The following is a 14,251-nucleotide window of genomic DNA, read 5'->3' on the forward strand; positions in this document are numbered from 1 at the left end:
GTTACTCCAACCCGTCCAGCAATTCGTCGACCTTGTCCTTGGTCAGATGCTCATGGTAGTGGCCGTTGATGACCATCATCGGCGCGCCGGCGCAACCGGCCAGGCACTCTTCCTCGCGCTTGAGGTAGACGCGGCCGTCGGCGGTGGACTGGCCCAGCTTGCAGCCGAGCTTCTTCTCGGCGTGCGCGACCAGATCCTCGGCGCCGTTGAGCCAGCAGCTGATGTTGGTGCAGAACGCGACGTTGTTGCGGCCGACCTTCTCGGTCTCGAACATCGAGTAGAAGCTGGCGACCTCGTAGGCCCACACCGGCGGCAGCTCCAGGTACTTGGCCACGCCGGCGATCAGTTCGTCGGTCAGCCAGCCCTGGTTCTGTTCCTGCGCGGCGTGCAGGCCCTGCAGCACCGCCGAACGCTTGCGGTCCGGCGGGAACTTGCTCAACCAGTGATCGATGTGCGCGCGCGTCTTGTCGCTCAGCACCACCATCGGATCGACGTCGCGCGCCGCTTCGAAATTACCTGTCGCCTTCATCGGTCGACCTCACCAAACACCAGATCATAGGTACCAATCATCGCCACCACGTCGGCCAGCATGTGGCCGCGCACGATCGCGTCCATCGACGACAGGTGGGCGAAGCCCGGCGCGCGCAGGTGCACGCGGAACGGCTTGTTGGCGCCGTCGGACATCAGGTAGCAGCCGAACTCGCCCTTCGGCGCCTCGACCGCGCAGTAGGTCTCGCCGGCCGGCACGCAATAGCCTTCGCTGAACAGCTTGAAGTGATGGATCAGCGCTTCCATGTCGTCCTTCATCTCGGCGCGCTTGGGCGGCGCCACCTTGAAGTTCTCGACCATGACCGGGCCTGGGTTGGCCTTCAGCCACTGCACGCACTGCTTGATGATGCGATTGGACTCGCGCATCTCGGCCACGCGCACCAGGTAGCGGTCGTAGCAGTCGCCATTGGTGCCGAGCGGAATGTCGAAATCGACGCTGTCGTACTTGGCGTACGGCTGCTTCTTGCGCAGGTCCCAGGCGATGCCCGAACCGCGCAGCATGGCGCCGGTCATGCCCCAGGCGTAGGCCTGTTCCGGGGTGACCACGCCGATGCCGACGGTACGCTGCTTCCAGATGCGGTTGTCGGTGAGCAGGGTCTCGTACTCGTCCACGCGCGCCGGGAAGGTGTTGGTGAACTCCTCCAGGAAGTCCAGCATCGAGCCTTCGCGCGCGGCGTTGAGCCGCTTCAGCGCATTGCCCTTGTGCCAGCGCGATTCCTGGTACTTGGGCATGCGGTCCGGCAGGTCGCGGTAGACGCCGCCCGGGCGGTAGTAGGTCGCGTGCATGCGCGCGCCCGACACCGCCTCGTAGACGTCCATCAGCTCTTCGCGCTCGCGGAACGCGTACAGCATCACCGCCATCGCGCCCAGATCCAGGCCGTTGGAGCCGACCCACATCAGGTGATTCAGGATGCGGGTGATCTCGTCGAACATGGTGCGGATGTACTGCGCACGCTCCGGCGCCTCGATCCCCATCAGGGTCTCGATCGCGCGCACGTAGGCGTGCTCGTTGCACATCATCGACACGTAGTCCAGGCGATCCATGTAGCCGATCGACTGGTTGAACGGCTTGGACTCGGCCAGCTTCTCGGTTCCACGGTGCAGCAGGCCGATGTGCGGATCGGCGCGGACCACGGTCTCGCCGTCCATCTCCAGGATCAGGCGCAGCACGCCGTGCGCGGCCGGATGCTGCGGGCCGAAGTTCATCGTGTAGTTGCGGATTTCCTGCTTGGCTTCGGCAGGATTGCTGGCGAACCCGTCGTGCGCCTGGTGGTACTCGCTCACTTGGCGGACTCCTTCTGTGCTTCGCCCGCCGCGGTCTGGTAGCGCGCATCGTCGCGGATCACGCGCGGCACGCCCACGCGCGGCTCCACCGAGGTCACCGGCTCGTAGATCACGCGCTGCTTCTCTTCGTCGTAGCGCACTTCGACGTTGCCGATCAGCGGGAAATCCTTGCGGAACGGATGGCCGACGAAGCCGTAGTCGGTGAGGATGCGGCGCAGGTCCGGGTGACCGGCGAAGACCACTCCGAACAGGTCGAACGCCTCGCGCTCGAACCAGTTCGCGCCCGGCCAGATGTCGGTGACCGAGGCCACCACCGGCAGGTCTTCGTTCGGCGCGTAGCAGCGCACGCGCAGGCGCTGGTTGTGGCGATAGGAGATCAGCTGCGCCAGCACGGCGTAGCGCTGCTGCGGGACCGGCAACGGCTGGGCGCCGCCGGCAGCCTCGCCGCTGGGGAACTCACCCCAGGCGAAACGGCCCACTGCCTTGCCTTCGACGCCGCGGCTGAAGCCGTGCGAGGACACGTCGGAGGTGTCCCACTCGTCGCTGCCGTAGCCGAGGTAATCGACGCCGCACAGGTCGGACAGCTGTTCGAAACCGAACTCGTCGCGCAACGCCAGGCAGGTGGCGTGCCAGGCGTCGGCCGGCACTTCCAGGGTGACTTCGCCGCGCGGAAGGGCCACGAAGACCTGGCTGCCGGGGAAACGGGCGCCGAGTCGGTCGCTAAAGGAAGATGCTTGCTCTGCCATGGGGGCTTGGCGTGCTCTCGAGGAAAGAGGAATCAGCGCGCGATGGTCTGGGTTCGCCAGATCTTCTTCTGCAACTGCAGGATGCCGTAGACCAGGGCCTCGGCGGTCGGCGGGCAACCGGGGACGTAGACGTCCACCGGCACGATGCGGTCGCAGCCGCGCACCACCGAATACGAGTAATGGTAGTAGCCGCCGCCGTTGGCGCAGCTGCCCATCGAGATGACCCACTTCGGGTCCGGCATCTGGTCGTAAACCTTGCGCAGCGCCGGGGCCATCTTGTTGACCAGGGTGCCGGCGACGATCATCACGTCGGACTGGCGCGGCGACGGGCGGAACACCACGCCGTAGCGGTCCAGGTCCAGGCGCGCGGCGCCGGCGTGCATCATCTCGACCGCGCAGCAGGCCAAGCCGAAGGTCATCGGCCACATCGAGCCGGTGCGCGCCCAGTTCAGCAGCGCGTCGACGCTGGTGGTGACGTAGCCCTTTTCCAGCAGCGGGTTTTCGCCTTCGGGACGCAGGATGTCGTCCACCCGCCCTTCCGGGATCGGGTTGGTCATCAGGCGATCCAGGGTCTGAATCACTCCCATTCCAGCGCTCCCTTCTTCCACACGTAAACAAAACCGAGGAACAGCATGCCGACGAACAGGCCCATGGTGACCAGGGAGCGAGCGCCCAGGTCCATGAACACCTGCGTCCACGGCACGATGAAGATGATTTCCAGATCGAAGACGATGAACTGGATGGCGATCAGGTAGTAGCGCACATCGAACTTCATGCGCGCGTCCTCGAAGGCCTCGAAGCCGCACTCGTACGGCGAGAGCTTCTTCAGGTCGGGACGCCGGGGACCGAGGAACCGCCCCACCAGCATCAGCGCGACGCCGATACCGGTGGCCACGATCAGAAACAGCAGGGTCGGCAAATATTCGGCCAGCACTCGCGATTCTCTCTTGCCTGTGCCCGCACGCGTGCCGCGCAGGCATGGGATAGACGATTCTCCGTGCGAGGGCGTGATGCCTTCGCGCAGAAACCGTAGCCAAACAATGGTGCCCAAGAGGGGACTCGAACCCCTACGACCTAAGTCGCTACCACCTCAAGGTAGTGCGTCTACCAATTCCGCCACCTGGGCTTGCGTAAAACCTGCGCGGCAATCCCGCCGCGCAGCATATTGTAACCGCCTTCAGTCTTTCTGCGACGGGGCAGGCGACTTTTCTTGCGCTTTTTCCGGCGCCTGCTGGGCGGCCGGGGCGGCGGCGGGGGCAGCCGGCGCCGCGACGGCAGCCGACGGCGCCTGCGGGACCTGCAGTTCGCCGGCCGGCGCAGCCGGCGCCGGGGTGGCCGACTGCGACATCACGCCCAGGTTGGCGTCGGCCGGACGCGCGCTGTGGCCGGCGTACCAGGCCATGAACAGGCTGATGGCGAAGAACACCACCGCCAGCCACTTGGTCGACTTGGACAGGAAGTTGGACGCGCCGCGCGATCCGAACACGGTGCCGGACGCGCCGGCGCCGAACCCGGAACCCGCCGCCGCACCGGCGCCGCGTTGCATCAGGATCAGCGCGATCATCGCGATCGCCACCAGCACGTAGACCACATTGAGGATGACCATCAGCATTTCGAAATCCGTCCGGACAGTACGACTTGGGGGACGAACGGCCGCCAGCGGCGGCCGTTCGCTCAACAGGTGGCCGCCGCTCGCACGATGGCCAGGAATTCCGCGGCGACCAGCGAGGCGCCGCCCACCAGCCCGCCATCGACATCCGGCTGCGCGAACAGCTCGGCGGCGTTGTCGGGCTTGACGCTGCCGCCATACAGGATCGGCAACGAATCCGCGATTCTAGCATCGCGTGCCGCCACTTCGCCACGGATGAACGCGTGCACCGCCTGCGCCTGCGCCGGGCTGGCGGTACGGCCGGTGCCGATCGCCCAGACCGGCTCGTAGGCCACCACCGCGCGGGCGAAGCCCTCGGCGCCGACCAGATCCAGCACCGGCGCCAGCTGCGCGGCGATGACCGCCTCGGTGCGCCCGGCCTCGCGCTGCTCCAGGGTCTCGCCCACGCACAGGATCGGGACCAGCCCGGCGTGCATGGCGGCGGCGAACTTGCGCGCGACCAGTTCGCTGCTCTCCTGATGGTACTGGCGCCGCTCCGAATGCCCGACCAGGCCATAGTCGGCGCCCACGTCCACCAGCATCGCCGCCGACACCTCGCCAGTGTAGGCGCCCTTCTCGTTGCTGCTGACGTCCTGCGCGCCGAAGCGCAGTAGCCGGTCCTCGAAATGCTCGATCAGGTCGCCCAGGTACGGCAGCGGCGGCAGGATCACCACCTCCACGCCGTGCTCGGCCTCGTGCAGCCCGGTGACGATCTCCCGTACCAGGTCGGCGGCGAAGTGGCGGGTGCCATGCAATTTCCAGTTTCCGGCTACGATCTTGCGTCGCATCGGCGCATCTCCGGCGAAAAAGTGCCGAGAGGATAGCCGATGCGCCGCCAAGGGCCGGCATCGTCCCTGCCGTTCCACCCTCCCGCCCCGCTCCACGCGCAGAAACCGCCATGACCCAGCTTCCCGGCTACGCCCTGATCACCGGCGCCTCCAGCGGCATCGGCCGCGAGATCGCCCGCGAGTACGCCCGCCGCGGCGTGCCGCTGATCCTGAGCGCGCGCCGCGAGGCACAGCTGCAGGCGCTGGCCGCCGAACTGCGGCCGCAGGTGCCGGTGGAGGTACTGGTCGCCGACCTGGCCGATCCGGCCGCGCCAGCCGCGCTGGTGGCCGAGATCGAACGGCGCGGGCTGGCGGTGCGGATCCTGGTCAACAACGCCGGCTACGGCGTGCCCGGCCGCTACATCGCCCAGGACTGGGCGGTGCACGCGGCGTTCCTGCAGGTGATGGTCGGCGCGGTCTGCGAGCTGACCTGGCGGCTGCTGCCGGCGCTGCGCGCCAGCGGCCACGGCCGCATCCTCAACGTCGCCTCGTTCGCCGCCCTGGTGCCCGGCGCGGACGGCCACACCCTGTACGCGGCGGCGAAGAGTTTCATGCTGCGCTTCAGCGAATCGCTGGCGCTGGAGAACGCCGACCGCGGCGTCGGCGTCTGCGCGCTGTGCCCAGGCTTCACCTGGTCCGAGTTCCACGACGTCACCGGCACCCGCGAACAGATGAACGCCCTGCCGCGCTGGCTCTGGCTGCAGACCGCCGCGGTGGCCCGCGCCGGCATCGACGGCGCCGAACACGGCAAGGTCCGGGTGGTCCCCGGCGCGGTCTACCGCGCCCTGCTCGGCCTGACGGCACTACTGCCCAATGCCCTGCTGCTGCGGCTGATGGGGCGCGGCTCGCATCGGATCAGGTCGGTGGAATAGCCCGCGCCCTGCCGGTCCTGCGAGCGGGGTCCGGGTATCGCGCCGCGCGGCAGGCCGCTAGGGCTGGTTGACGATATCGCCGTGTAGCGGCGCCAGCCTGGCCAGCAACCGGTTCTGCACGCGGCGCTGGATGCCGCGCTGGTCCATTGCCCACACCAGGTCCTCGACCAACGCGTTGAAGTCCGCCTCGTGGATCGGCAGATGCTGGTGCGCCTGCTTCATCGGCTTGGCGGTGTCGGCGCATGGCCCGTCGCTGAGGTGGCAGAACTTCTGCACCAGGCGCTGGTCCAGCATCACGATGTTGACCCGGGCGAAGTGCTGGACGATGCGCGGGTCGTCGGCGATGCGCGACAGCAGCGTCTCCACCAGCGCCTTGATGCCGGGCTGGCCGCCCAGGTCGGCGTACAGCGTGCGCGGCGGCCGCGGGGCGCTGGCGCAGCCGGCCAGCAGCGCGGCCGTCGCCAGCAGAATCGGGATCAGGACGCGCATCGGCCTGGCCATGTCAGAACGCCACCTGCAGGGAGAGATAGGGCCCGCGCTGGTCGCGCAGGGTGGCGACGTCCCCGAGGTCGGCCCAGGCGCCGACCACGGACACGCGCTTGTTCGCGAACCATGCCACGAACGCATCCGCCCAGGCGTCCTCGCGGGCGAATCCGAGGTTGTCCGGTTTCTGCCGGTATTCCAGGCCCAGCACCCAGGACGGGTCGAGCACCACCGCGACGCTGGCCTCGGCCACCAGCCGGTAGGTATTGCCGCGATCGCCGCCGAACCCGAGCAGCCCGGTCTGGTTGGCGCGGGTGGCGCGCAGGGTGCCGTTGACCAGCAATTGGTAGCCACCGGCCGCGTCCAGCCACAGCTTGGCGGCGCTGAGATAGATGTCGGTGCCATGGTCGGCGCGCGCGCCGATCGCCAACGGCAAGGCGCCGTCGCGCAGCCGCTTGTATTGCACCCCCAGCGCCACCTGCGGCGCGGCGCCGTAGATCAGGTCGCCGCCCAGCCGCAGCTTGGCGCCGACCACGTCCTGACCGAGCGCATGCCACGGCAGCGCCAGCCGCCGCTGCAACGTGCCCAGGTCCAGGCGCTGCCGCGCCAGCGACAGCTCCAGGCGGTTGCCCAGGGTCAGCGCCGCCCCCTGCACGTCCAGCCGGTAATCGCCGCTGTCCACGTGCGTGGCGAACAGCACCGCGCCGTCCTGATCGCGCGTGCCGTAGCCGGACAGGGCCGCCCACGGCACGATGCCGCCACCGCCGCTGCCTTCCACGCTGGAGGCGCCGCCGGTGGCCAGCAGCCGCCCCTGCCCGGCGCATGCCAGCCCCGGCAGCAAGGCCGCGGCCGCCAGCAGCGCGCGTCGTGGAGAGCGGGGTCGGGTCATCGGGGTGTCTCCTCGGTCAGGGCCGGTGTGGCCGCGCCGGCCGCCGCGCGGCGCGCGCACCAGGCCAGCAGCGCCGGCGCATCCAGCGGCGGCGCGTACAGATAGCCCTGCGCCACGTCGCAGCCGTAGCTGCGCAGCAAGGCCTCCGCAGCGGCGTGCTCGACGCCCTCGGCGACCACCTGCAAGCCCATGTGGTGGCCCAGGTCGATGGTACTGCGCACGATCACCGCGTCGTCGCTGCCCGCGGCCAATTGCAACACGAAGCTCTTGTCGATCTTCAGTTCGTGTACCGGCATGCGCTTGAGCTGCGCCAACGACGAATAGCCGGTGCCGAAGTCGTCGATGGACAGGCGTACACCGCAGCGGCGCAGCTGCTGCAGCATGTGCAGGGCGTGCTCGACGTCGCGCATCAGCGCGCTTTCGGTCAGTTCCAGGGTCAGCCGCGGCGCGGCCAGGCCGTGCCGCGCCAGGCAGCCGCTGACGAACGCCGGCAGCCCCGGATCGTTGAGATCCAGCGCCGACAGGTTCACCGCCAGACCCAGATCCAGGCCCTGGCCGCGCCACTGCGCCTGCAGGCGCATCGCCTCGTCGAGCACGAACTGGGTGAGTTGCTGGATCGCGCCGGAGTGCTCGGCCAACGCAATGAACTCGTCCGGCCCGATCGGGCCGAGCAGCGGATGCCGCCAACGCAGCAGCACCTCCACTTGTTCGACCGCGCCGCGCGCCAGGCAGATCTTCGGCTGGAAGCGCAGCGACATCTCGCCGCGCGCGATCGCCTGGCGCAGGTCGCCGGTCAGGCGCAGGCGGCGCAGGTGCTGCTCGTCCTGCCCGTCGCGGTACACGGATGCGCCGCCGCCGTGTTGCCGCGCCTGCTGGCGGGCGATGTCGGCGCGGCGCAACAGGGTGTCGGCATCGGCGCCATGCGCGGGAATCAGCGCGATGCCGATGCTGGCGTCGGCCAGGATCCGCGCCTGCGGCAGGCTCAGCGGGTGCCTCAGTTGCGCCAGCAGCTCGTCGGCATAGGCCTCCACCGCGGCGGCATCGGCGTGCGCCAGCACAACCATGAATTCGTCGCTGCCGAGCCGGCCGACCCGGTCCGGCGCGCGCACCGCCTGCTCCAGCCGGCGCCCGGTGTGGACCAGCACCTGGTCGGCGAAATCGTGGCCGAAGCTGTCGTTGAGTTCCTTGAAGCGCTCCAGGTCCAGCACCAGCACCGCGGCGGAACTGGCATCGGCCTGGCAGGCCTCGACCACGGACTGCAGGTGCTGCAGCAGCGCCGTGCGGTTGGGCATCCCGGTCAGCGCATCGTGCCGCGCCTGGTGCAGGATGTCCTGCTCGCGACTGGCGATGCGGCGCTGCATGGCGCCGAAGCTGCTGGCCAGCTCGGCCAGTTCGGCACCGGCGTGCAGCGGCAGCAGCGCCTGGTAGTCGCCGTGCTGGATACGCCGCGTCGCCGCGACCAGTTGCGCGACCGGGCGGCTGACCCCGCGCGCCAGGAAGATCGCCGCCACCAGCGCGGCCAGCGTGGCCACGCCGGCCAGGATCAGGATGCGCAGCTTCAGCAGACGGTACGGCGCGTCGGCGCGGTCCAGCGAGGCCTGCAGCGCGACCATGACCCGGCCGTCGTCGGACGCCGGCCGCACCCGCAGCAGGTAGCGCGCCTGCCCCAACTGCAGCGGCTGCGCGGCCGCCGACGCCAGCGGCGTGCGCCGCAGTTGCTGCTTGAACTGCGCGGCACGCAGCGGATCCAGGGTCGAGGCCAGCACCTGCGGTGCGCCCTGGGTGGTGAAGAAGGTCGCGTCCAGCCCGGTGGTGCCGACGAAATCCTGGCCGAGCTCGTCGCCGGATTCGCCGCCGATCGCGACCCAGCCGACCCGTTGCGGCGCCAGCACCTGCACCAGCGCCAGACGCATGAGGCGCCGGTCCAGCAGCACGATGCCGACCGCACTGCCGTTGCGCTGCGCCTGCCGCAGCAGCGGCTGCACCGCACGCAGTTGCTGCGCCTGCGGCAGCGCCGACAGCCCGGCCAGGAATTGGCCGTCAGCCGACAGCAGCAGCGCGCTGGGCGCGCGCACCCGCGCGGCGTGGTTGCGCAGTGCCGACTGCATGGTCGGCACGTCGCCGCTGGTCACCGCGGCGCGGAAGCCGAAATCGTCGGCCAGCACCGAGGCGGCCTGCAGCAGTTGCTCGTCGCGGCGCTGATCGATGCGCTGCCACACGCGCTCGCCCGTGCGCAGTTCGTCGTCCAGTTGCGCGGCGACGCTGCGCCGGGTCGCCACGTGCACGGCCAGGAACGTCAGCGCCTGGGCCGCCAGCACCACCAGCACCAGCAGCGCGGCGATGCGGGTGTGCAACCGCCACGGCTTCATCGCGTCGGCGCCGTCTGGCTGCGGCGGAACTTGTCCTGCAGCGCGCGGATGCGCGGATCTTCCGGGACGACCGGCGCCGGTCCGCGCGTGGCCAACTGCACCGCCTGGCGCAGCGGCGCGCGCGCTACCTGCAGCGGTTGCGCGTAGCCGGCGCCGCTCAGGCGCGGATGCCACACCCGCAGTTCGTAGGCACCGGGCGGCACCTCCAGCCGCACCTGCGCGTCGGCGCCGGTCACCGCGAAGTACGGGGTATCCAGCACCACCACGTAGCCGACCATCCAGTCGTGGATGTTGCAGCCCACCGTGACCAGACCCGCCTGCTCGAAGCGCACCGGCTTGGCGGTGCTGCCCTGGTACAGCGGCAGTTCGAAGCGCTTGGCGGGCGAGAAGGAATAGACCTGGTGGCGGATCTGGTCGCTGTTGGGAAAGCGCACCCAACTGCCGGCCTGCACCGCCAGCACTGCGGGCACGAACTGCGAGTTGACCTGATCCATCGTCGCCGTCGCCGAGGCCGTCGCGGCCGGGCGCGCCGGCACGGCCGGTTGCAGGCTGACCACGGCATCGGCCAGCGGACCGGCGGCGTCGGCCACAAGCACCGTGACCGGCGTGGCCGCGGCCGGCAACGCCGCCATCGCGAGCACCACGGCAAGCCAACGGCAGCGGCCTTGCCGCCAGAACGATCCTGTTCGCCTTGTCATCGCACCCTCGCTAAGGGCCCGGCTGGCAGCGCCCGGACCTCCCGGACGGCGCGTCGAGGGCGACCTGCAAGCGATATCGGCAGTGAATGGACCCGGCTTGAGGCCGGTCCCGGCCGCCGGGCGTCCCGGCGGCGGCACGCAGCGTTGCGGGCGCGACTTACTTCAGCTTGATCTCGCGCAAGCGCTCTTCCAGGTAGCCCTGCGCGGTGATCGGCTCGGGATAGCGGCTGGGGTTGTCGGCGCTCACGCACGACGGCAGCACGTCGATCACGAAGTCCGGGTTCGGGTGCAGGAAGAACGGTACCGAGTAGCGCGGCTGGCGCGCCTGCTCGCCCGGGGGGTTGACCACGCGGTGGGTGGTCGAGGGGTACACGTGGTTGGTCAGGCGCTGCAGCATGTCGCCGATGTTGACCACGATGGTGTCGGCGTCGGAGGTGAACGGCACCCACTCGCCCTGCTTGGACTTCACTTCCAGGCCGGCGGCGCTGGCGCCGACCAGCAGGGTGATCAGGTTGATGTCCTCGTGGGCGCCGGCGCGCACGTTGGGGATGTCGTCGGCGGTGATCGGCGGGTAGTGGATCGGGCGCAGGATCGAGTTGCCCGAATCGGTCTTGTCGACGAAGTAGTGCTCGGGCAGGCCGATGTGCAGGGCCAGCGCCGACAGCACGCGCGCGCCGAGCGCATCCAGCGCCTGGTACAGGCCATAGCCGTGGGTGCGGAAGCCGGGCACCTCGCTCGGCCACAGGTTCGGCGGCATCACCGCACGGTACGGCGAGTCGTCGGAAATCTCGCGACCGATGTGCCAGAACTCCTTCAGGTCGAAATGCTTGGAGTCCTTGGCGGTCTCCACGCCGAAGGCGGTATAGCCGCGCGCGCCGCCGCTGCCGGGCAGGTGGTAGGTGCGCTTGGTCTCCTCGGGCAGGGCGAAGAACGCCTTGAACACGTCGTAGGCCGCGTCGATCTGCGCCTGGGCGATGCCGTGGTTACGGATGCCGGCGAAGCCCCACTCGCGGTAGGCCGCGCCCAGCTCGGCGACGAAGGCCTCGCGGTCGGTGTCGAAACGGGTGATGTCGAGGGTGGGAATGCGCGCAGTCATGGCAGGAACCGTCATCTCGTGAGAGGAAGCAAACGCCGCGCTCAGCGCAGCAGGCGATACAGCAGGTAGAACGTGACCGCCTTGGCGACGATCACGAAGAGGGCAATGGCGATCGACTCACGCCGCGTCACGGACCGCCTCGGCCAGGGCGTCGAGGGTCTGCCGCATCAACGCGGCATCGTCGGCCTCGACCGTGACCCGCACCACCGGTTCGGTGCCGGAGGCGCGCAGGAAGGCGCGCCCGCGCCCCTGCACCGCCGCCTGCGCCGCGGCCAGCGCGGCCTTCACGGTCTCGGCCTCGAGCGGGCGCACGCCCGGCTGCAGGCGCACGTTGACCGTCTGCTGCGGCACCTTCTGCAGCCCGGCCAGCGCCTGGCGCAGGGTCTGCCGCGAGCGCTTGAGCACTTCCAGCACCTGCAGCGCGCTGACGATGGCGTCGCCGGTGGTGGCGCGGTCCAGGCACAGCATGTGCCCGGAGGCCTCGCCGCCGAGCACCCCGCCCTGTTCCACCAGTGCCTGGTGCACGTAGCGGTCGCCGACCTTGGCGCGCAGGAACGGCACCTGCAACGCGGCCAGCGCCCGTTCCAGGCCATAGTTGGTCATCAGCGTGCCGACCACCGGGCCGTGCAGGCGGCCGCTGGCCTGCCAGCCGCAGGCCAGCACGTACAGCAGGCCGTCGCCGTCGACCGGGTTGCCCTGGTCGTCGGCCATCAGCACGCGGTCGCCGTCGCCGTCGAAGGCGATGCCCAGGTGCGCGCCGTGCTCGCGCACGTTGGCGGCGAGGTTGTCGATGTGCATCGAGCCGACGCCGGCGTTGATGTTGAGCCCGTCCGGCGCGGCGCCGATCGCGATCACCTCCGCGCCCAGCTCGCGGAACAGCAGCGGCGCGATGTGGTAGGTCGCGCCGTGCGCGCAGTCCAGCACCAGTTTCAGCCCGCGCAGGTCGAAGCCGCGCGGCACGCTGGCCTTGCAGAACTCGATGTAGCGACCGATCGCCTCGCGCGCGCGCATCGCCTTGCCCAGCCGCTCGGACTCGACCGTGGCGAACGGCGCGTCCAGCGCGGCCTCGATCGCCTGCTCGGTGGCGTCGTCGAGCTTCTCGCCGTGGGCGGAGAAGAACTTGATGCCGTTGTCGTAGTGCGGATTGTGCGAAGCGCTGATCACGATGCCGGCGTCGGCACCGAGAGTGCGCGTGAGGAACGCCACCGCCGGAGTCGGCATCGGCCCGAGCAACTGCACGTTGGCGCCGGCCGCGACCAGCCCGGCCTCCAGCGCCGACTCGAACATGTAGCCGGAGATGCGCGTGTCCTTGCCGATCACCACGGTCGGCCGCGCGGTGCCGCCGGCGACCAGCACGCGGCCCAGCGCATTGCCCAGGCGCATCACGAAATCGGCGGAAATCGCCCCCTGCCCGACCCGGCCGCGGATGCCGTCGGTGCCGAAGTATTTGCGTTGGCTCATCGGAACGGGATTCGGGATTCGGAATTCGGGATTCGTTCAACGCACGGCATCCGAGCGACCTCGGCGACCCGGGCACGCGCGGCGCCACGCATCCCCAATCCCGAATCCCGAATCCCGGCGCTGGTCACGCCAGCGCCTCGCTTTTCGCCGGGGCCGGCTGCCGCATCATCAGCGCCAACAGTTCGGACAGACGATCGCGCAGTTCGCGGCGGTCGCAGATCTGATCGATGGCGCCGTGCTCGAGCAGGAACTCCGAACGCTGGAAGCCTTCCGGCAGGGTCTCGCGCACGGTCTGCTCGATCACGCGCGGGCCGGCGAAGCCGATCAGCGCATACGGCTCGGCGATGTTGATGTCGCCGAGCATGGCGAAGCTGGCCGAGACGCCGCCGGTGGTGGGATGGGTCAGCACCGACACGTACGGCAGGCCGGCCTCGCGCAGGCGGCCGAGCGCGGCCGAGGTCTTGGCCATCTGCATCAGCGAGAACAGGCCTTCCTGCATGCGCGCGCCGCCGCTGGCGGAGAAGCACACGAACGGCGCGCCGATCTTCAGCGCGGTCTCCGCGGCCAGGGCGAAGCGCTCGCCGACCACCGAGCCCATCGAACCGCCCATGAAGGCGAAATCGAACGAAGCGGCGACCAGCGGCTGGCCCTTGAGCAGGCCCTGCATCGCCACCAGCGCGTCGTATTCGCCGGTGCTCTTCTGCGAGGCCTTGATGCGCTCGCCGTACTTCTTCTGGTCCTTGAACTTGAGCGCGTCGGTCGGACCCAGGCGCGCACCGATCTCGGTCGGCGCGGTGTCGGCGTCGAACAGCGCTGCCAGGCGCGCGCGCGCGCGGATCGCCATGTGGTGGCCGCACTTCGGGCACACCTCCAGGTTCTCCTCCAGTTCCGGCCGGTACAGCACGGCGCTGCAGTTGGGACATTTCTCCCACAAGCCTTCGGGAACGCTGCGCTTCTTGCTGGGCGTGCTGTCGGTGCGGATGCCCGAAGGCATCAATTTGCTGAGCCAACTCATGCGATGTGACGATCCATTGGGCGGCCGCGAGAGCCGCAGAGGGGCGACAGTCTAACTCGGTCCCCCGGTGGCCTGCAGACGGTGGCGCATGGAGCGGCCAGGCCGGCCGGTACCGGCGCGGCTGCCGCCAGGACGCCTGCTGCGGCCGCGCAACGCGGGACGTGCGGTAGCGTCGCCGCCATCCCGCATCGTCGACACGCAAGCGGGGGCCAGCAACGGCGCGTGCCGTCCGACCAACGATGCATGTACCGCATGCTCCGCACGCGCCGCATTTGCGGCATTGCGGCAAAACGCGAACGCCCGCGCGCGGCGGG

Annotated in this window: 15 protein-coding genes and 1 tRNA gene; 1 reads left to right on the forward strand and 15 read right to left on the reverse strand. The window is 69.7% G+C overall.

Translation table 11 applies throughout. The features are described 5' to 3' along the window. Position 1 precedes the first annotated feature (1 nt). The 8 genes from nuoE to tpiA all read right to left on the reverse strand — a co-directional run bounded on the left by nuoE (position 2) and on the right by tpiA (position 5,015). Entirely contained in the window at positions 2-529 is a 528-nt protein-coding gene (gene nuoE, locus CEK65_RS04310; protein ID WP_010343009.1) for an NADH-quinone oxidoreductase subunit NuoE, read from the reverse strand. Then, positions 526-1,833, reverse strand: a complete 1,308-nt coding sequence (locus tag CEK65_RS04315) for an NADH-quinone oxidoreductase subunit D (RefSeq protein ID WP_017912135.1) — start codon at positions 1,831-1,833, stop codon at positions 526-528. Before CEK65_RS04315 ends, nuoE begins: the two co-directional genes overlap by 4 nt. Next, positions 1,830-2,579 (reverse strand): NADH-quinone oxidoreductase subunit C, encoded by a 750-nt coding sequence (locus CEK65_RS04320; protein ID WP_026143244.1) that lies wholly within the window; start codon positions 2,577-2,579, stop codon positions 1,830-1,832. The genes CEK65_RS04315 and CEK65_RS04320 overlap by 4 nt, the downstream gene beginning before the upstream one ends. A gap of 32 nt (positions 2,580-2,611) precedes the next feature. Then, positions 2,612-3,166 carry an NADH-quinone oxidoreductase subunit B gene (locus CEK65_RS04325; RefSeq protein ID WP_010343006.1) on the reverse strand — a complete coding sequence of 185 codons (555 nt, stop codon included), beginning with the start codon at positions 3,164-3,166 and terminating at the stop codon, positions 2,612-2,614. Then, the gene (locus CEK65_RS04330) at positions 3,157-3,513 is read right to left on the reverse strand and encodes an NADH-quinone oxidoreductase subunit A (RefSeq protein WP_010343005.1); all 357 of its coding nucleotides are present in this window, start codon (positions 3,511-3,513) and stop codon (positions 3,157-3,159) included. Before CEK65_RS04330 ends, CEK65_RS04325 begins: the two co-directional genes overlap by 10 nt. A gap of 107 nt (positions 3,514-3,620) precedes the next feature. Then, positions 3,621-3,705, reverse strand: a tRNA-Leu gene (locus tag CEK65_RS04335). Positions 3,706-3,756: 51 nt separating this feature from the next. Then, positions 3,757-4,191 (reverse strand): preprotein translocase subunit SecG, encoded by a 435-nt coding sequence (secG, locus tag CEK65_RS04340; protein WP_152180890.1) that lies wholly within the window; start codon positions 4,189-4,191, stop codon positions 3,757-3,759. A 62-nt stretch (positions 4,192-4,253) separates the two neighbouring features. Continuing rightward, positions 4,254-5,015 (reverse strand): triose-phosphate isomerase, encoded by a 762-nt coding sequence (tpiA, locus tag CEK65_RS04345; RefSeq protein ID WP_152180891.1) that lies wholly within the window; start codon positions 5,013-5,015, stop codon positions 4,254-4,256. Positions 5,016-5,125: 110 nt separating this feature from the next. Here tpiA and CEK65_RS04350 point away from each other — a divergent pair, with 110 nt between their 5' ends. Beyond that, a complete protein-coding gene (locus tag CEK65_RS04350) occupies positions 5,126-5,926 on the forward strand; it encodes an SDR family NAD(P)-dependent oxidoreductase (protein ID WP_152180892.1) in 801 nt (266 codons plus the stop codon). A gap of 57 nt (positions 5,927-5,983) precedes the next feature. Here CEK65_RS04350 and CEK65_RS04355 read toward each other — a convergent pair whose 3' ends face one another. The 7 genes from CEK65_RS04355 to accD form a co-directional block, all read right to left on the reverse strand. Next, a complete protein-coding gene (locus tag CEK65_RS04355; RefSeq protein ID WP_193314691.1) occupies positions 5,984-6,427 on the reverse strand; it encodes a group 1 truncated hemoglobin in 444 nt (147 codons plus the stop codon). 1 nt (position 6,428) lies between these two features. Further along, positions 6,429-7,298, reverse strand: a complete 870-nt coding sequence (locus tag CEK65_RS04360) for a DUF3034 family protein (protein WP_152180894.1) — start codon at positions 7,296-7,298, stop codon at positions 6,429-6,431. Further along, positions 7,295-9,667, reverse strand: a complete 2,373-nt coding sequence (locus CEK65_RS04365; protein WP_152180895.1) for an EAL domain-containing protein — start codon at positions 9,665-9,667, stop codon at positions 7,295-7,297. Before CEK65_RS04365 ends, CEK65_RS04360 begins: the two co-directional genes overlap by 4 nt. After that, entirely contained in the window at positions 9,664-10,299 is a 636-nt protein-coding gene (locus CEK65_RS04370; RefSeq protein ID WP_017909805.1) for a methylamine utilization protein, read from the reverse strand. The genes CEK65_RS04365 and CEK65_RS04370 overlap by 4 nt, the downstream gene beginning before the upstream one ends. A gap of 223 nt (positions 10,300-10,522) precedes the next feature. Next, positions 10,523-11,461 (reverse strand): 2-oxoglutarate and iron-dependent oxygenase domain-containing protein, encoded by a 939-nt coding sequence (locus tag CEK65_RS04375; RefSeq protein WP_017915477.1) that lies wholly within the window; start codon positions 11,459-11,461, stop codon positions 10,523-10,525. 117 nt (positions 11,462-11,578) lie between these two features. Beyond that, the gene (glmM, locus tag CEK65_RS04380) at positions 11,579-12,922 is read right to left on the reverse strand and encodes a phosphoglucosamine mutase (RefSeq protein ID WP_152180896.1); all 1,344 of its coding nucleotides are present in this window, start codon (positions 12,920-12,922) and stop codon (positions 11,579-11,581) included. A gap of 124 nt (positions 12,923-13,046) precedes the next feature. Beyond that, a complete protein-coding gene (accD, locus tag CEK65_RS04385) occupies positions 13,047-13,937 on the reverse strand; it encodes an acetyl-CoA carboxylase, carboxyltransferase subunit beta (RefSeq protein WP_010342997.1) in 891 nt (296 codons plus the stop codon). Between the last annotated feature and the right edge of the window lie 314 nt (positions 13,938-14,251).

This window comes from Xanthomonas sp. LMG 12459, assembly GCF_009192905.1.
Classification (GTDB): Bacteria; Pseudomonadota; Gammaproteobacteria; order Xanthomonadales; family Xanthomonadaceae; genus Xanthomonas_A; species Xanthomonas_A sontii.

Excerpts from the sequence above, each read along its gene's own strand:
- CEK65_RS04320 (WP_026143244.1), bottom strand. The coding sequence starts at position 2,579 with ATGGCAGAGCAAGCATCTTCCTTTAGCGACCGACTCGGCGCCCGTTTC.
- secG (WP_152180890.1), bottom strand. The coding sequence starts at position 4,191 with ATGCTGATGGTCATCCTCAATGTGGTCTACGTGCTGGTGGCGATCGCG.
- CEK65_RS04350 (WP_152180892.1), top strand. The coding sequence starts at position 5,126 with ATGACCCAGCTTCCCGGCTACGCCCTGATCACCGGCGCCTCCAGCGGC.
- CEK65_RS04325 (WP_010343006.1), bottom strand. The coding sequence starts at position 3,166 with ATGGGAGTGATTCAGACCCTGGATCGCCTGATGACCAACCCGATCCCG.
- glmM (WP_152180896.1), bottom strand. The coding sequence starts at position 12,922 with ATGAGCCAACGCAAATACTTCGGCACCGACGGCATCCGCGGCCGGGTC.
- CEK65_RS04370 (WP_017909805.1), bottom strand. The coding sequence starts at position 10,299 with ATGGCGGCGTTGCCGGCCGCGGCCACGCCGGTCACGGTGCTTGTGGCC.
- CEK65_RS04360 (WP_152180894.1), bottom strand. The coding sequence starts at position 7,298 with ATGACCCGACCCCGCTCTCCACGACGCGCGCTGCTGGCGGCCGCGGCC.
- nuoE (WP_010343009.1), bottom strand. The coding sequence starts at position 529 with ATGAAGGCGACAGGTAATTTCGAAGCGGCGCGCGACGTCGATCCGATG.
- CEK65_RS04365 (WP_152180895.1), bottom strand. The coding sequence starts at position 9,667 with ATGAAGCCGTGGCGGTTGCACACCCGCATCGCCGCGCTGCTGGTGCTG.
- CEK65_RS04355 (WP_193314691.1), bottom strand. The coding sequence starts at position 6,427 with ATGGCCAGGCCGATGCGCGTCCTGATCCCGATTCTGCTGGCGACGGCC.
- tpiA (WP_152180891.1), bottom strand. The coding sequence starts at position 5,015 with ATGCGACGCAAGATCGTAGCCGGAAACTGGAAATTGCATGGCACCCGC.
- accD (WP_010342997.1), bottom strand. The coding sequence starts at position 13,937 with ATGAGTTGGCTCAGCAAATTGATGCCTTCGGGCATCCGCACCGACAGC.
- CEK65_RS04375 (WP_017915477.1), bottom strand. The coding sequence starts at position 11,461 with ATGACTGCGCGCATTCCCACCCTCGACATCACCCGTTTCGACACCGAC.